Source organism: Sphingobacterium anhuiense (assembly GCF_042686355.1).
Lineage (GTDB): Bacteria > Bacteroidota > Bacteroidia > Sphingobacteriales > Sphingobacteriaceae > Sphingobacterium > Sphingobacterium anhuiense.
Map to the genome: position 1 here is coordinate 1,353,012 of NZ_JBHUPE010000004.1, position 16,124 is coordinate 1,369,135.

The window sequence follows — 16,124 nt, forward strand, 5'->3', positions numbered from 1 at the left end:
TATTGGAAAAATAAAAGCTACCAAAATTTAGAGAATAAAAATATGTTTCGCTTTAGTGGCTGCAGAATATTTTTCTTCAAGCAATTGTTTAAGTAAAAGCAGTTTCTTTATAATCCGTAATACAATTACTGCATTGAAAAAAAACTACAGGATAATAACGTTCTAACTGACACAGCATCCATTTCATCCCTAATCTTATCATTTCTTAACGATTAAATATCTTTAGGACTTATCTCTTGAAGCACTTCAATCAATTTCGTCGCTGTTGGACCAGCGGATAGTGGGTTCTGCCCGGTAACCAAGTTTCCATCCCGCACAACATGCGGTACAAAAGGTACCGGAGCCGAGCTGAATGAAGCTCCTAATTCTTTTAATCTGGATTCTAATTTAAAAGGGATATAATCACTTCGCATTACGAGATTTTCCTCCATATTGGTAAAAGCAGTCACGTGCTTACCAACCAAGAAATCAGGATCTGTTTGTGCAAGGGCGACTAAAGCCGCAGGACCATGACACACAGCCCCGATCGGTTTATGCTCTTTGATAAAGTCCGTCAGTAAACGTGACACCTCTGGATGTCGAGCCAGATCCCATAAAGGACCGTGCCCTCCTGGAATAAAAACACCATCAAAGGCAGAAGATTGAACGCTTTCCAGTTGAACGGTATTCTTAAATCTTTGCTGTGCGTTTTCATCATCCAGAAACTTACGGTTATCACTAGTCAATTGTTCGGTTAACTTACTCATCGGATCAAGAGGTGGTTCACCTCCCAATGGACTGGCTAAAAGAACTTGATATCCGGCCTCTTCAAATTTATAATAAGGGTCTGTCATTTCACCTAACCACACCCCAGTTTTACTATCTGTCCCATCCATTCTATCATGGGAGCTCAATATCATGAGTATATTCCGTTTATTTTCCATTTTAAAAATCCTTTAAGTAAACATGGATGCCAATAGACAGAGATAACAATTCGAACAAAGCAAAGTTTGCAGGCATACTACCTGATCTAGGACAATAAATACCTCAAATGTCACTTAATGAACATCTGCACAACAGTAGGATTTTCATTCAATCCCAGTATTCTTTAGTCAAAGATCACCCAACACGGTGCAAGCCCCATTAAGGTGTATTTGATAATATGTCAAACTTCACAGAAGACTTAACAAATCACATAGCACTTACGGTCTATTTCAAAATAGTTTTACAAAATGACGATTACCACAACCGAACGATGTCCCGAAACACAATACAATGTGCACGAAAAACATAATTACAATCTGTAAAAGGCCGGTATATTTGTTTAAAATTTACAGATTTGAAACAATTGACCATATCCATACTATTGATGGCGTTCTTATTCCAGACGTTTAGCAAAATAGGTATGCTCGTTGATTACAAATTAAATAGGATCGAATACCTTAAATCCTGTCAGAACATTGATAAACCGCTTCTACACTGCAACGGGCAATGCGTACTCATGAAAAAGCTGAAGAAGCAGGCTGAAAAAGAAGCAAAACAGGCAACCGTTAACTTAGAACAGTTAGCTTCTATTCATCATCTTGACACCTTCGAATTTCCGAAAAATAATCGCATTGCACGACGTATTACCAAGCACTATCCACATGATATGAGCTATACTTTCCTTTTTGCAGAAACAATCTTCCACCCACCCCTCTTTTCCGCTTAATTGTACAATACAATTGACATCACCTGTCATCTAAGACTTTTCATTTCTCAGCATTAATTGATACCTATAATAGGCTATCCAGTACACGCTATTCATTATTTTGAATAGCTCACTACATCGTACTCATTTATGAGCTACAAGTGTTGCACAGGTATAGCCATATATAGAACCATTAATCATAACACGAAAATAAATGTTATCAACACATAAACATGTATTTCTTGGCTGTGCATCTATTGCGCTGTTCATGGGCATGGTAGGATGCAAATCAGCTAACCAAAATAAAGAACTGCCCATTTTAGGAGAGAAAGAAATTATTTCCACTTCAAAACATGGTATTGCACAAAGTGATACAATCTATCATCGTATACCCCAATTTCGTTTTGTCGATCAAGATAGTAACTGGATCAGCAACGAAGATTTAACTGGTAAAATATACCTTGCCGATTTCTTCTTCACCCGCTGTCCGACCATCTGTCCGATCATGTCAAAAAACATGCTGGAGGTCGCTAAGCATTTTCAGCATGAACCACGCTTCGCTATTATATCTCATACCATCGATCCCGATCATGATACACCATCGGTTCTAAAAAATTATGCACAAAAATTGGGTACACCAGACTTGTGGAAATTTGTTAATGGCCCAAAATCAACAGTATATGATATCGCGGGAGCTGCAGGTTATTTTTCATTCGCAACAGAAAGCCCTGAATCGCCAGGTGGCTTTGACCATAGTGGAGTATTTACACTCGTAGATGGAAAAGGTCATGTGCGAGGTGTCTACAGTGGTATTGAGATGGACTCAGTCAAAGTTGCAATACAAGATATCCAGCAATTATTAGACAAACGTTAACCGATTAAAATAACATCAATAAATATGCATACAATAAAACTAAACACACTCATATTGCTGGGACTAACAACCATATACAGCTGTAATAACGCCACAAAACCCAATCCATCTCAGATAGAAAATCAGAGTGTTACTGATACTTCCGATCTATCTAAGATGATCATGCTAGCAGATACAACCTTTGAAGGACATCAGGTATCGCTCTGGACCCCGGATAGTCTGACCAATAAATTTGAAAGCCTATACCTGAAGTTTGAAGATGGAAAAGGAAATCCGGTATCGGATCTAGCAGTGGACTATGAAATTACGATGGATATGGGTATGATGGCACATGGCGGTCCTTATTCCCCTCTCGTAAACAAAGGTAAAGGTATCTATCAAGCGGATGTGGTATTTATCATGGCCAACATGAAAGATATGGGTAAAGGCTGGTTATTTAAAACCCTTCTCATAGGCAAAGATAAATCGGATACACTAACTTTTGCGCTACCTGTCCAACAAACTACTATACCACGCACCATAGCTACAGGAACAACGACAGATGATCGCGTATTTGTATCCTGTTTAATTCCTAACGAGGTCGAGTCAGGTAAGCACAATATCGAATTTGCTTTACACAAAATGGACAAAGAGACCTTCACCAATCTAGATGGATATACCATAGCAGTAGAACCTTTTATGCCCGCTATGAAACATGGTTCTTCAGAGAATGAAGATGCTGAAAGCAAGGGAAATGGTCGTTATTCCGGCTTAGTCAATTTCACGATGCCTGGAGACTGGTTTATCAGAGTTAAGCTTTTGAAAAATGGGAAAACAGTATCACAAGATAGTTTGGTGTATCCAATCAAAATCAAATAAAAGCGATTAAAAATTTAACAAAACAAATTATAACATAATAAAATGAAAAACTATTTAAAACAAGGAGTATGCAGCCTCCTCTCTTGCATCTTTTTATTAACAGCTTGTGAAAAAGAAACAGTCGTTCAACCTAACATTGATGCAGCATCAGGTAGTACAACTTTAATATTTGATGCCCGATATGGTGATGCAGACTTCGAATTGAACAAAGCATATGATTATAAATTAACCAATACCACAGGACAATTCGACTTTAAATATGAATTTAATCAACTGCGCTACTGGGTGAGCAACGTACGTTTAGTCAATGCTGCTGGTGAAGAATTTAAAGTACCAGAATCCTACTATCTCATCGAGGAAAATGTTGAAATTCCAGTACAGGACGGATCCTTCGGCAAGAAATATCCTGCAAATAAAAGAGAGCAGATTAAAATCGCTGCGATACCCGCCGGTGAATATACTACAGTAAAATTTGCTATCGGAGTTGATTCAAAATATAACGACAATCTGACCTTGCGCGCTGGAGAATTATCCGCTCTCAATGGGATGGCTTTTGAAAGCTGGATGTGGCTCACCAGCTACAAATTCTTTGTCTTAAATGGAAAAATGACCTGGGTAAAAGCGTCTCCAGAAGCTCCGGCCTCACAAACATTCTTTTGGGACTTCGCTTCCAATGATCTTTATGCTGAAAAAGAGATCAAGCTAGACAAAGCAATCACGATTAATGCTCAAATGACGACCAGTATCAACCTAGAAATGGATGTTAAAAAAGTGATCGACATTGAAAGCCCTTGGTCCAACAGGTTGATCAGTGCTTCCCAAAAAGAGCTGATGACACAGCTAAAAAACAACTTGCTGACAAAAGCTATCACTCTAAAAAGCACAACTGCTACCACAACCACGAAATAAGATGAATAAAAACAAAGGTTTACAAGTAGGAGCCATCATTTGCTTTGTCGTGAGTATACTGATGATATCTTGTCAAAAAGAGCAACGGGGCATCCTAGAAAATGACCAAGCTCCTACCCCTTTGTTATTAAAAATTCCTCCACATTTCCCCAGACCAATTGAAATGCCTGATAATCCACTCACAGTTGAAGGAGTACATTTAGGTCGTCAACTGTTTTATGACCCTTTGTTATCTGCAAATATGCAGGTTAGCTGTGCCAGCTGTCATCATCAAGAACGAGCATTTACAGATGGGGTGGCCCTTACTGCAGCTGGTGTATCTGGAAAGAAACTGGAAAGACACTCCCCGACTTTAATCAACTTGGCATGGACAGACCAAGGATTTTTCTGGGACGGTGGAGCCAAAAATCTGGAATCACAGGCCTTTGGACCGCTTACACATGCCGATGAAATGGGAATGTCCTTAGTCACTTTGGCCAACCGGTTGATGGCTAGTGAACTTTACGTCAACTTATTTCAGCAAGCTTTTAATGAAAAACCATCAGCACAGGGTGCCGCAAAAGCATTGGCGCAATTCCAGCGAACCTTGATATCAGCCAGTTCACGTTATGACAGTTATCGAAGTGGACAAGATATGCAGGCGCTCACAGCAGGTGAACAACGTGGCATGCATCTCGTCATACAAAAATGTGGTGGATGCCATCGTGGTGAACTGTTCACAGACAATGCTTTCCATAATAATGGTATTGACGATGACTTTACCGATGACTCGAACGAATGGATACATCGCGGACGTTATCGCATATCTCTTAATCCAGTAGATCTCGGAGCCTTTAAGACACCAACACTGAGAAACGTAACACGCTCTGCCCCATATATGCACGATGGAAGATTTACATCGCTTGATCAGGTGTTGCAACACTATAGATCCGGTATTAAGCATAGGCCGGTCACAGACCGACTTCTATACGATCAAAATGAAAATCCTGGCATAGCCATGAGTGATGGGGAAATGAACGATATAAAATCCTTCTTGGAGGCACTTACAGATGAGATATTTTTAAATGAAACCAATTTTTCTAATCCGCATAAAAATGAAAACAGAAAAAAATAACATAAACAATAAAATCGTACTTACAGCGATGATGTTACTCATCATCGCCCTTATAACTGCCTGCAGTAAAAAAGATGCTCCAGCTCCCGATGCCGAAAAGACTGGACAGTTTTCCATCGAATTTGACAACATTGTAGGTGAAGAAACTTTAGGCTTCGAACCCCGGGTTTATAAAAATGCGAAGGGAGAATCCTTTAGAATTAAATTACTACAATACTTTATCAGCAACATCAAACTCTATAAAGCAGATGGCAGCAGCTATACAGTACCTCAGGATGAAAGTTATTTTTTAGTAAATGCAGCAGATCGTACCACACGATTTACGAAAGTAAAAGTACCCGAAGGAAACTATGAAAAAGTCGAATTTATCATTGGAGTGGACAGTTTACGAAATACAATGCCCGTCGAAAAGCGGACTGGTGTATTGTCCTTTAATCCAGAAGAAGGACACGAAGGTGGAGGTATGTACTGGGGATGGAACAGCGGTTATATCTTCTTTAAGATGGAAGGTTACTGCGATTTGATCTCCGACAATCAACAGGGAGATCCCACTGGAAATAAACAGTTCAAATACCATATCGGTGGGTTTGGAGGTTACAATGCCCCTACCTTGAACAATATCAAGACAATTACCGTAGATCTTAAAACTGCAGGCATAGCGCAGGTCAGAGCAGGATTGCGCAGCAATGTCCACCTGTTTGTCGATATCATGAAAATATTCAATGGCCCCCATACATTCAGCATCGTCGAGCATCCCAATGTCATGTTCAGTGAATACAGTGTCAATATTGCCAATAACTTCCCGCATTTTTTTACACATGATCACACTGAAAATTTTGTAAAAAGTGAAGACGAATTATAAAAGATGAAAAAAATATTCGTACTAATTGGAATTGTAGTCCTCGTATGGGCATGCAAGAAAGGTGAAGATGCACTACCGGAACTCTTCACAGGCTTTGTAAAACCAAATAATTTTCCGGAGCCAGTTTATAATTTTACTAGAAACGCGATCACAAAAGATGGATTTGAACTAGGTAAACGCCTCTTTTTCGAACCGCGCTTATCCCGTAATAATACCATCGCCTGTGGCAGTTGCCACATCCAGTCTGCAGCATTCACCCATCATGGTCACGATGTGAGCCATGGTATTGACGATCGGCTAGGCATACGCAATCCCATGCCTATTATGAACATGGCCTGGCAAAAAGAATTCTTCTGGGACGGAGGCGTCTTTGATTTAGATCTTGCAGCAGTCAACGCGATCACAAACCCTGTTGAGATGGATGAAACAGTGCCCAACGTGCTCAAAAAATTAAGAGCACATCCCGATTACCCAGCACTGTTTAAAAAAGCATTTGGAACAGATGAAATAACAGATGCACGTTTTTTCAAAGCCCTATCGCAATACATGCTCATGGCTGTAAGCAGCAACGCTAAATACGATCATGTGATGCGCAAAGAACCAGGTTATGCCTTTACCGAACAGGAAGAAAAAGGCTATTTGTTCTATCAGAAAAATTGTTCCTCATGCCACAGCGAACCTTTATTCACCGACAGAAGCTACCGTAATAATGGGCTTCCACCCAATAGAGTAAATGACACGGGTCGTGATTCCGTCACGTTAAATGCGGCAGACCGATATAAATTCAAAGTGCCTAGCCTTCGCAACATTTCCTATACCGCACCTTATATGCACGATGGGCGTTTCCTGACCTTAAACCGGGTCATTGAACATTATCGTACAGGCATGGTCGACTCTCCAACCCTCGATCCTATTTTTAGACAGGCTGACGGCTCTCTGGGCATAAAAATGACAGATGAGCAAAAGGATAATTTGATCGCTTTTTTAAAAACATTGGATGACCGTGATTTTCTCACAAATAAACTACTGGCAGAACCAGAAATAAAATCAGGGTTTGTCGTGAATTAGTCAAGTTCCTTCGACATTTAAACATACATTTTAATGAATAATATCATAAAATCAGACACAAATGAATCACTATAATCGAAAAAGAAAAACGATAATTCACACCTTATTAACCGTCATGGCATGTGGCCTAATGATCCCCTTATCAAAAGCCTGTGACATCTGTGGATGTGGCGTAGGCAGTTATTACATCGGTATCCTTCCCGATTTCAATAAGCGGTTTATAGGGCTTCGTTATCAGCATAAATCACTGCTTTCGCACTTAGGTCCTAACGGCAACCGGACTCCAATTACCGCCGATGAAACTTATCAAAGCATGGAAATGTGGGGAGCATGGAATATCGGTCAGCGTTGGCGAGTCATGGCAATTTTGCCCTATAACTTCAATACGCGCAACATAAAGGGTAGTGGAGAACAAGGGAAAAAAAATGGAATGGGTGATGTTGTAGCAATGGGCTATTACAAAATATTTGAAGAGGCGAAAGGCACCGCATCCAACAAAATGCTCGTCCACTCCCTATGGATAGGTGCTGGTGTCAAAGCTCCCACTGGAAAGTATGATGCCGGCGAACGCAGTAATGCCGCACAGGACTCGCCCAACAATTTCCAACTAGGAACCGCCAGTACAGATTTTATGTTCAATCTCGCCTATGATGTAAGGCTCATGGATCTAGGTCTGAATGTCAATACAACCTATAAACTGAATACGGAAAACAAATACGATTACAGGTATGCTAATAAATTTACAGCCAATGCACTCGCGTACTATAAATTTAATGTGAAAAATAAAGTACGCATAGCGCCTAATGCCGGCATCACCTATGAAACGCAGCCGAAGGATGTCGTATTTGGTAAATATGATGTCGCACAATCTGGAGGAAATTCCACGACCGGTATTGTGGGCGTAGAAGTCAATATGGGGAAAATATCATTTGGTGGAAATTATCAATCTCCCTTAAGTCAAAATCTTGCAGGAGGACGTGTTGAAGCTGGCAATCGGTTTTTAACTCATTTGTCCTTTAGCTTTTAACACAAATTATGAAAATATTACTAAAAAAATGTAGCAATCACTAAAACCAATAACTTATGAAATTTATCAGTACACTTTTCATGCTCCTATCCTGCTGCACATTGGGTATGATCGCCTGTCAGACCAACAACACCAACGACTCCAAGACTAAAAGTGGAGAATCTGAAACGGAAGAAAAAACACCTGTAACACCGATAACAGACTTTCTAAAACAAGGAAACAAAGGTGTTGGGAGCATCACAGGTTTTGAGCACAAACCATTCGATCAAAAATTAGCCGATGAAGGCAATAAATTATTTATTGTTAAGTGCACCATGTGTCATGAAATCAAGGAAGATAAAATAGGCCCAGCACTTTATGGCGTCACAAAAAAAAGAACGCCAGAATGGATGATGAACATGATCTTGAATCCCGATAAGATGTTAGCGGAGGACCCTGATGCGCAATTACTCAGTAAATCTTACGTCGGAACAATGGCCGCGTTAGGACTGCAAACCCAAGAAGCAGTAGCAATTCTGGAATACCTCAGACAGCAAGATTCCAAATAGTCATTTACAGCTCCTCTATCAAGGAAAAATGAACTGCAAACAATAGCATCAATAAAGGAAGCAGCAACCTTTATTACGATAGCGCAAAATATTCCTCAATACAACTTTAGCGTGTATTGAGGAATTGTAAGCGATCAAAATAAGATCTTTAAATCTTACTATTATTCTTTCTAAATCCATCCGGACTAACGCCAAATTTCTTTTTGAAAAATGTGATAAAATAAGATACATTTTCAAATCCCAGCTCAAAAGATATCTCCGAAATATTCTTGCAGGAATGAATCAGTAGATTTTCTGCTTCCAGCAACACATATTGACGGATCAATTGGCCCGCAGATTTACCGCGTCTTTCCTGACATAAGCGATTGAGATAGTTGGTCGTTATAAATAACCGATCAGCATAAAAAGAAGGTAGACGCTCCTTCGCATATTGCTCGCTAATAAGGCGCTCAAAAGAAAGAACCTTCTCTTCCTTTTCGTTTTTAACACCGACAATAGCTTCAGGAAAGATACTTCTACCCAGTGTTCCTAAAAATATATGGAGATATGAACGCAATATATCCTTCGCATCCGGATGCTTATAGGCGTATTCTCGTTGCATCGTTTCCAAAATCATAGACAAGCCCAGCCCTTCCGAAAATGGAACATGCTGTGGCTCCGCCTTCTGCTTCTTTAAAAAGTTAAAATGATGCAGGACATGATCATTGTAACGTGCTGTGACAAAAGGTTTTTCAAATAAAACGATCCAACCTTCTTTTTGCTCTTTTTCAATTGGAAACTGCAGTTGTGTACCAGGACCGAAAGAGATAACCTGCTGACATTCCAGTTTACTCAAATAACCGTCGATAGAGAGCTGTATAGTTCCAGATATCAAATAGATGACCGTATAAAATGATCTTCGATTTGTCAAATGCAAATGCTGTAAACAGCTGTAGTCGTCTTTAAGATCGAAGACAACTAAACCAATATGATCGGGATCAATAGTGTTTAATGTGAATGTATTGATATTTTCTGTTTTAATAACCATAAATAATGTAATTGTAAAGTGAGATAACCGACTAAACAAAAAACAAAATGGGTGGCTTGAAAATAAGGCTATCCGTTCCCTCCAAAATGAGATAGCGTCTTAAAAACACGTCGGAGCATCGTAAATCAGTAAAATCATCGTCAGACTTCACTAAAAAACAGGTCAGCGGAAGATAAACACTCAGATCGATCTGCTTCGCTTTAGGAGCAGGATCTTGTTGTTCCCTTTCCTTTTCCACCTGCTTATCGATATAACAGAATCCACTACAGGTCACTGCAGGAGTAAATCTGTTTATACACAATGCTGTTGTAATATATTCGCGATTGAGCTCAAAACCAACACAGATCCAGGTACAGCTAGTCGCTTGTATGAAAATGGCTAAGACAAGGAGTATCGATAATTTAGCGCGCATTAAAAACGGGATAAATAATAGCATGCTGCAGTCATGAATATTGACTATCAAACACGAGAAATGCAAAATAAATAAGGGCGTAGCTATCAGTTTATTTCAAACAGAGATAGCGAGATTAATAGTCAGAAAGACTCAATGAGGGTATTAACAACTAGGTGGACGCAAAATACGATGAACACGATCAAAAGTATAATGTGATTTTCGCATATCAAAATTTGCTTTTTCAACAGCATTGTTTTGATACGAAGGGAAATCGAGCACAGCAACCGGTGCTACAACAAATACATGCGATTCCTTTATTTTATTTTCCGTATTTTTCTTTTCATCCTCACGTGCTTTTTTCATTTTCTTCATCAAGACACAGGTACCCTGACAATGCAATTGAGGAGCATCTCTATTTTCACAAAGATATTGCGCTATATAATCACGATTGATATAAAAAGCACTTATAATCATTATGCCCCAGCATGCCTGAATAAGCATGAGCGTAGATAAGAAATATAAAAGTACTCTTTTCATAAAGTTCAAAGATAATACATTAATAAGGAACTTAAAAAAGTTTTAGAGCTAAATAATAACTTCGCTCATCCCAATAATAGGCATGTACCTGCCGTAATATCATATCAGGATGAAGTCACTTTCCATATCTAATTAGAAGAATACGCAAATAGCGATAAACATATCTTGAAACATACAGTTGATCAGAAAAAAAATCCTCACTCCCATTACGGTATACAACAAGACATTTCACAAAACCACGGATTACTGCTATAGCTCAAGATTAAATGGATAGATTGTTTACATAATCATAATATTCGCTTAATCATTAATGAGCTCGGACATTTTAACTTTGTTCAAGTATGGAACATATTAAAGCGATAAAAGAAGATAACCATAAAGTTTTTAATCAGATCTATGAACAATATCACCAGCAGATTTATAGCTTTATTATACTGAAAACGCGTTCTCAATACATTTCTGAAGAAGTAACCCAACTCACGTTCATCAAACTATGGAAGCAACGTAAGCAATTAAATGAGCATCTGGAAATTCATATCCAAATTTTTGGAATGGCCAGACAAGTCATGATCGATCTGCTCCGAAAAGAGTCCAACCGTTTTAAATATGAAGGCGAATCGGCAAATACCCCATTCACGGACAGCTTAATTACTGCGATTGAAAGTAAAGATCTCTTGAAGATCATGGAGCAGGATATCGAAAATATGCCTAAAATGCGTCGCCTGGTATTTGAACTGAGTCGGAAACAAGGATTAACACATAAAGAAATCGCACAACTCTACTCCATTTCTCCCAAAACTGTCGAACACCATATTGGTAAAGCCTTGATGCAACTCAAGCAGCATCTTTATTCCATTATGCTATAAAATAATGTCCGAGCGATCGATTAAAAAATAAATTCGCTTCCTCACAACACATCACACTGACAACAAGATACATACCCAACAAAAACCTCCTTCCCCTGCTAATTCCTAAATTAAATAATTGTTAAGTCGCTAGGGATATCCCCTTGAACCACGTAATGCTATTATGAGGTTCAGAAAAAACAAAACAGGCAAGCAACAAAATCGTCTTGACAAGCAATACATACGAAAACAACTGTGGAAAGATCCATCCATAATTGATGATATATTTCCCGATCAAGAATGGGAATCACATCAGGGAGATGCTGACCAGTTTATCCCTTCGACTAAAATGGCTCATTATATCCAGGACGAAATTAGCACGGAAAGTAAACAAAAAGAGAAAAAGAAGAATAACAACATTTACATCAAGCGATTTAGCTATTATGCGGCCGCTGCAGTATTGCTACTTGTATCGTTGGGCATGTGGCTATGGATAAAACCAGCTTCTGATAACAACAGTCCGACTTTAGTGGAGCAACAGGAAAAAACAGATCTCAAAAAAGATACGAGCTGGGTTTCAGTAACCAATAACCAAAACTCAATCCAAACGCATACACTGCCCGACCGATCTACGGTCAAATTATTTGCGCAGAGTACCATACGTTACCCGCAGTACTTCACAGATCACAGTCGGGAGATCTATCTAGACGGAAAAGCTTATTTCTCCGTGCACAAAGATGGTTCCCGCCCATTTAGCGTATACGCAGGTGCAACGAAAACGACCGCATTAGGTACATCCTTTACCATTGATTCGCGCAGCAGCTCAAAATATATATCTGTGCAATTACACACCGGAAAGATTGTTGTTGCTTCTGTAACAGCCATTCCTACATTTAAAAATGTTTTCCTAAAAAACGCAGGTGAGTCCCTTTCTTTTGATGCAAAAATGCATCTCGTAGCGCATCACAGCGGTACGGTAAAAAAAGAACCAACGACCAGCAAGTCCCCGATTCAGAACAAGCCGAACGGCTTGCTTGAACTAAACAATATTCCATTGTCGGAGGTTTTTACTGCCCTCAGCACGACTTATAACACACCTATAAAAATAGGCAAACAGGACATTTCCAAAATCCAATACACTGGGAGTATAAACCCGCAACATGAACAGTTACAAGACGTACTTACAGTCATCTGTCTTATTAATAACCTGCGCTATGTACAAGAATCGGATGGTTCTTATACCATCTATCGTCAAAATGAATACAGCAACGATCAACTATAAATCCATAAAATCAATCACTATTTAAAATCATGTTTAACAAACAGAACCAATTCAGAAAAAGCGTGTTATTCTTTGCACTATTTGCGACGGGGCTATCCTACGCACAGGCGCAACAGGATCAAGTAAAAGGAGCAACACAAGATGAAAATGGAAAGTTTTTATCTGGCGTCAGCGTCAAAGCCCTAAATCGGGAATCGGGTAAAACATTCACGACCAGCTCTTCCGAAAAAGGACTTTTCTCTTTTCACAACCTGCCAGAAGGAGGTCCTTATCAGTTTATATTTTCTTCGGTAGGTTATCAGCCAGATACACTCTCGGGCTACAGTGTGCAACCCGGCAGGCCATTAGCCTTAAGCGTCAAACTTATTCCCATGTCCACAACACTCGATGAAGTCGTTATCGGATATGGACGTATCGCTCGAAAAGACCTCACCAGTTCCATCACAACAGTCAAAGCTGAAGACATGAATGTCGGTGTTATGACCTCCCCTGCTCAGATGCTTCAGGGAAAGGTCCCGGGTCTGACCATATCAACCAACAACAGTAATCCCAATGCAACCCCATCCGTCAGTCTAAGAGGTGCTTCTACTTTGAGAAGTGGCGAAGCGATGGAACCCTACTATGTGATCGATGGCGTACCCGGAGCATCACTCGCACTCGTAGCACCAGACGACATCCAATCGATCGATGTGTTACGCGATGCATCAGCAACAGCGATATACGGTTCAAAAGCCGCAAACGGGGTCATTATCGTTACAACCAAACGCGGTAAAGCAGGACAGGCAAGCATTAGCTACAACGGTTATTTAGCGATAGACAAGATCGCAAAACGCTACGAAATGATGAACGGTGAACAGTACCGAAATTATATTGCGGCTAACAAATTCTCGATGGAACCGACCGATGATCTAGGAGCAGATACCGATTGGCAACGAGAAGTAGAACGAACGGGTATTTCAAATAATCACAATGTCTCTTTGATCGGTGGAACCGAAACAACACAATACAGTGCCAGTCTCAATACGTTTAAAAACAATGGTATCATCAAAGGAACAGACCTGGGCCGTCAGATCGCACGTGGATTTGTACAAACAAGCGCGCTGGATAAACGGCTTACGGCTTCTTTTAATATCAATACCAGTATTACCAAACAAAATGATGTCCTTGCCCTTGGCGATGGTTTAAGTGTATACGACGCGATGTATTACTACTTGCCAGTATCCCCTGTCCGGACAGAATCTGGTGCTTGGTTTGAAAAAACAGACCGTTCGCAATATGTAAATCCGCTATCATTAATAGAGGAGAATACCAATTATACCAAAACCAAAATGATACAGGGACATGCTAAACTTGGTTATAAAATATTACCGAGCCTAACCTACAACATCGACCTGTCCCTACAGAACCGACAGTATAACAACGCACAGTATTACTCGAGTTTATCCATGGCTGCACGTAATCAAAATGGAAAATCGATCCGCGCAGCAGTAGAAGACGAAAGAAAGATCATGGAAATGAATCTAAGCTTCGATCGAACATTTGGAGACGTACATAAGTTTTCAGCACTTGCCGGTTATTCCTGGGAAGAAAACAACAATGACGATGGATTTCAACTGACAACGTCAGACTATTACGATGATGGTCTAAGCTATTATAATCCTGGCATGGCCAATGTTGTCGATATTTTGGGATTTGGCAATTATTACCTTTCAACACTGCGCATGATCTCTGTTTACGGACGTGTAAATTATGCTTACAACAATAAATACCTTTTTCAGGCGACAGTAAGGCGTGACGGATCTTCAGCATTTGGTGCAAACAACCGGTGGGCCACCTTCCCTTCTATTTCAGGAGCATGGAGACTATCGGAAGAACCATTTATTCGCGATATGAATTTCTTTGATGATCTAAAACTGCGTGCCGGATATGGCGTCAGTGGCAATTCATTAGGTTTCGATGTGTTTACTGCAAGACAGGTTTATGGTGCAACTTCGAGTTTCTACACCGATGCTTTCGGAAACGATCTGCGCACACTGGCCGCACTTCGTAATTCAAATCCCGATCTACGCTGGGAACGCACAGGAATGCTTAACCTGGGTATCGACTTTGCATTCCTGAAAAATAGATTGAGCGGAACGTTGGAATATTACAATAAAAACACCACCGATCTTATCTATGACTATGCCGTGTCCACAACCAAATATCTGTACCGCTCACTAACAGCAAATGTCGGTGAGATCAACAACAAAGGGATTGAACTGACCCTAAATGCTGTCCCCGTAAAAACGACACATTTCAGCTGGAACACAGGAATTGTGGCCTCACACAATAAAAATGTGGTCACCCGTATTACTAATCAGGAGTTTTCGACAGACTACGTAGACTTAGCAGACTTGGGTGGTGCCGGTCAAAGTAATGCTTTTCAGCAACGCTTACAAGAAGGTGCACCTATTGGTCAGTTTTATACCTGGGAATGGGCCGGTTATAATGATGCCGGTATCTCGACTTTTTATATACGCGATGCACAAACGAAAGAACGTACAGGTGAAACCACCATCACCCCTACCAATAAAGACCGCACCGTAACGGGAAGCGCACAACCAAAACTGACTTTAGGCTGGAACAATACCGTAACCTACAAAAACTTTGCTCTAACCGGCATGTTCCAAGGTGTATTTGGTCATAAGGTTATGAATGCGACACGTGCCCGACACTCCAATGTCGTAGGCAATGCAGGTCAGAAAAATCTATTGGCCAGTGTAATCGACACGGAGAAAGCAACGGATATCAACGCGCATTATTTATCAGACCGTTACTTAGAAAGTGGAAACTATCTCCGTTTAGCCAATTTGGGCCTTTCTTACAACATCCGCAATATTGGTGGTCAGTTGAAAAATGTAAAGCTTTATGCTTCGATGAACAATGTCTTTGTGCTCACAAATTACAAAGGAGTAGACCCCGAGGTAGATCTTGGTGGCCTTACACCTGGTGTTGATAACAGGCAGACTTATCCACGTACCCGTACCATTTTATTTGGTCTAAACTTCAACCTATAATCAGAAAAAAACATGAAATCAAAACAATATATCCGCCTATTTACCTTAACCACA

16 protein-coding genes are annotated in these 16,124 nt (G+C 40.1%); 12 read left to right on the forward strand and 4 right to left on the reverse strand.

The genetic code is table 11. The features are described 5' to 3' along the window. Window positions 1-212: 212 nt before the first annotated feature. On the reverse strand, window positions 213-923 hold the full coding sequence (locus tag ACFS6I_RS11455) for a type 1 glutamine amidotransferase domain-containing protein (RefSeq protein ID WP_380920613.1): 711 nt from the start codon (window positions 921-923) through the stop codon (window positions 213-215). Between the two features lie 557 nt (window positions 924-1,480). On the opposite strand from ACFS6I_RS11455, the gene ACFS6I_RS11460 reads away from it, so the two are divergent. The 9 genes from ACFS6I_RS11460 (at window position 1,481) to ACFS6I_RS11500 (ending at window position 8,929) form a co-directional block, all read left to right on the forward strand. After that, complete coding sequence (locus ACFS6I_RS11460) at window positions 1,481-1,690, forward strand: hypothetical protein (protein WP_380920615.1); 210 nt, start codon at window positions 1,481-1,483, stop codon at window positions 1,688-1,690. A gap of 193 nt (window positions 1,691-1,883) precedes the next feature. After that, window positions 1,884-2,543, forward strand: coding sequence for an SCO family protein (locus ACFS6I_RS11465; protein WP_380920617.1), 660 nt, complete (start codon window positions 1,884-1,886; stop codon window positions 2,541-2,543). A 24-nt stretch (window positions 2,544-2,567) separates the two neighbouring features. Then, complete coding sequence (locus tag ACFS6I_RS11470) at window positions 2,568-3,401, forward strand: FixH family protein (protein ID WP_380920619.1); 834 nt, start codon at window positions 2,568-2,570, stop codon at window positions 3,399-3,401. 42 nt (window positions 3,402-3,443) lie between these two features. Then, on the forward strand, window positions 3,444-4,310 hold the full coding sequence (locus ACFS6I_RS11475; RefSeq protein WP_380920621.1) for an MbnP family protein: 867 nt from the start codon (window positions 3,444-3,446) through the stop codon (window positions 4,308-4,310). A 1-nt stretch (window position 4,311) separates the two neighbouring features. After that, window positions 4,312-5,424 (forward strand): cytochrome-c peroxidase, encoded by a 1,113-nt coding sequence (locus tag ACFS6I_RS11480; RefSeq protein ID WP_380920623.1) that lies wholly within the window; start codon window positions 4,312-4,314, stop codon window positions 5,422-5,424. Next, the gene (locus tag ACFS6I_RS11485; RefSeq protein ID WP_380920625.1) at window positions 5,405-6,286 is read left to right on the forward strand and encodes an MbnP family protein; all 882 of its coding nucleotides are present in this window, start codon (window positions 5,405-5,407) and stop codon (window positions 6,284-6,286) included. Before ACFS6I_RS11480 ends, ACFS6I_RS11485 begins: the two co-directional genes overlap by 20 nt. A gap of 3 nt (window positions 6,287-6,289) precedes the next feature. Then, the gene (locus tag ACFS6I_RS11490; RefSeq protein ID WP_380920627.1) at window positions 6,290-7,354 is read left to right on the forward strand and encodes a cytochrome-c peroxidase; all 1,065 of its coding nucleotides are present in this window, start codon (window positions 6,290-6,292) and stop codon (window positions 7,352-7,354) included. Between the two features lie 61 nt (window positions 7,355-7,415). Further along, on the forward strand, window positions 7,416-8,381 hold the full coding sequence (locus ACFS6I_RS11495) for a transporter (protein WP_380920629.1): 966 nt from the start codon (window positions 7,416-7,418) through the stop codon (window positions 8,379-8,381). A gap of 56 nt (window positions 8,382-8,437) precedes the next feature. Next, the gene (locus ACFS6I_RS11500) at window positions 8,438-8,929 is read left to right on the forward strand and encodes a c-type cytochrome (protein WP_380920630.1); all 492 of its coding nucleotides are present in this window, start codon (window positions 8,438-8,440) and stop codon (window positions 8,927-8,929) included. 148 nt (window positions 8,930-9,077) lie between these two features. Here the strand turns inward: ACFS6I_RS11500 and ACFS6I_RS11505 are convergent, their stop codons facing one another. From ACFS6I_RS11505 to ACFS6I_RS11515, 3 genes are all read right to left on the reverse strand, one after another. Then, on the reverse strand, window positions 9,078-9,956 hold the full coding sequence (locus ACFS6I_RS11505; protein ID WP_380920632.1) for an AraC family transcriptional regulator: 879 nt from the start codon (window positions 9,954-9,956) through the stop codon (window positions 9,078-9,080). Between the two features lie 31 nt (window positions 9,957-9,987). After that, window positions 9,988-10,368: a hypothetical protein gene (locus ACFS6I_RS11510; protein ID WP_380920634.1), complete on the reverse strand. Its 381-nt coding sequence runs from the start codon at window positions 10,366-10,368 to the stop codon at window positions 9,988-9,990. Window positions 10,369-10,512: 144 nt separating this feature from the next. Next, window positions 10,513-10,887 (reverse strand): hypothetical protein, encoded by a 375-nt coding sequence (locus ACFS6I_RS11515; RefSeq protein ID WP_380920635.1) that lies wholly within the window; start codon window positions 10,885-10,887, stop codon window positions 10,513-10,515. A 341-nt stretch (window positions 10,888-11,228) separates the two neighbouring features. Here ACFS6I_RS11515 and ACFS6I_RS11520 point away from each other — a divergent pair, with 341 nt between their 5' ends. The 3 genes from ACFS6I_RS11520 (at window position 11,229) to ACFS6I_RS11530 (ending at window position 16,070) form a co-directional block, all read left to right on the forward strand. Further along, window positions 11,229-11,753: a sigma-70 family RNA polymerase sigma factor gene (locus ACFS6I_RS11520; protein WP_380920636.1), complete on the forward strand. Its 525-nt coding sequence runs from the start codon at window positions 11,229-11,231 to the stop codon at window positions 11,751-11,753. 163 nt (window positions 11,754-11,916) lie between these two features. Then, the gene (locus ACFS6I_RS11525) at window positions 11,917-13,014 is read left to right on the forward strand and encodes a FecR family protein (RefSeq protein WP_380920637.1); all 1,098 of its coding nucleotides are present in this window, start codon (window positions 11,917-11,919) and stop codon (window positions 13,012-13,014) included. Between the two features lie 29 nt (window positions 13,015-13,043). Next, a complete protein-coding gene (locus tag ACFS6I_RS11530) occupies window positions 13,044-16,070 on the forward strand; it encodes a SusC/RagA family TonB-linked outer membrane protein (RefSeq protein ID WP_380920639.1) in 3,027 nt (1,008 codons plus the stop codon). Window positions 16,071-16,124 lie beyond the last annotated feature (54 nt).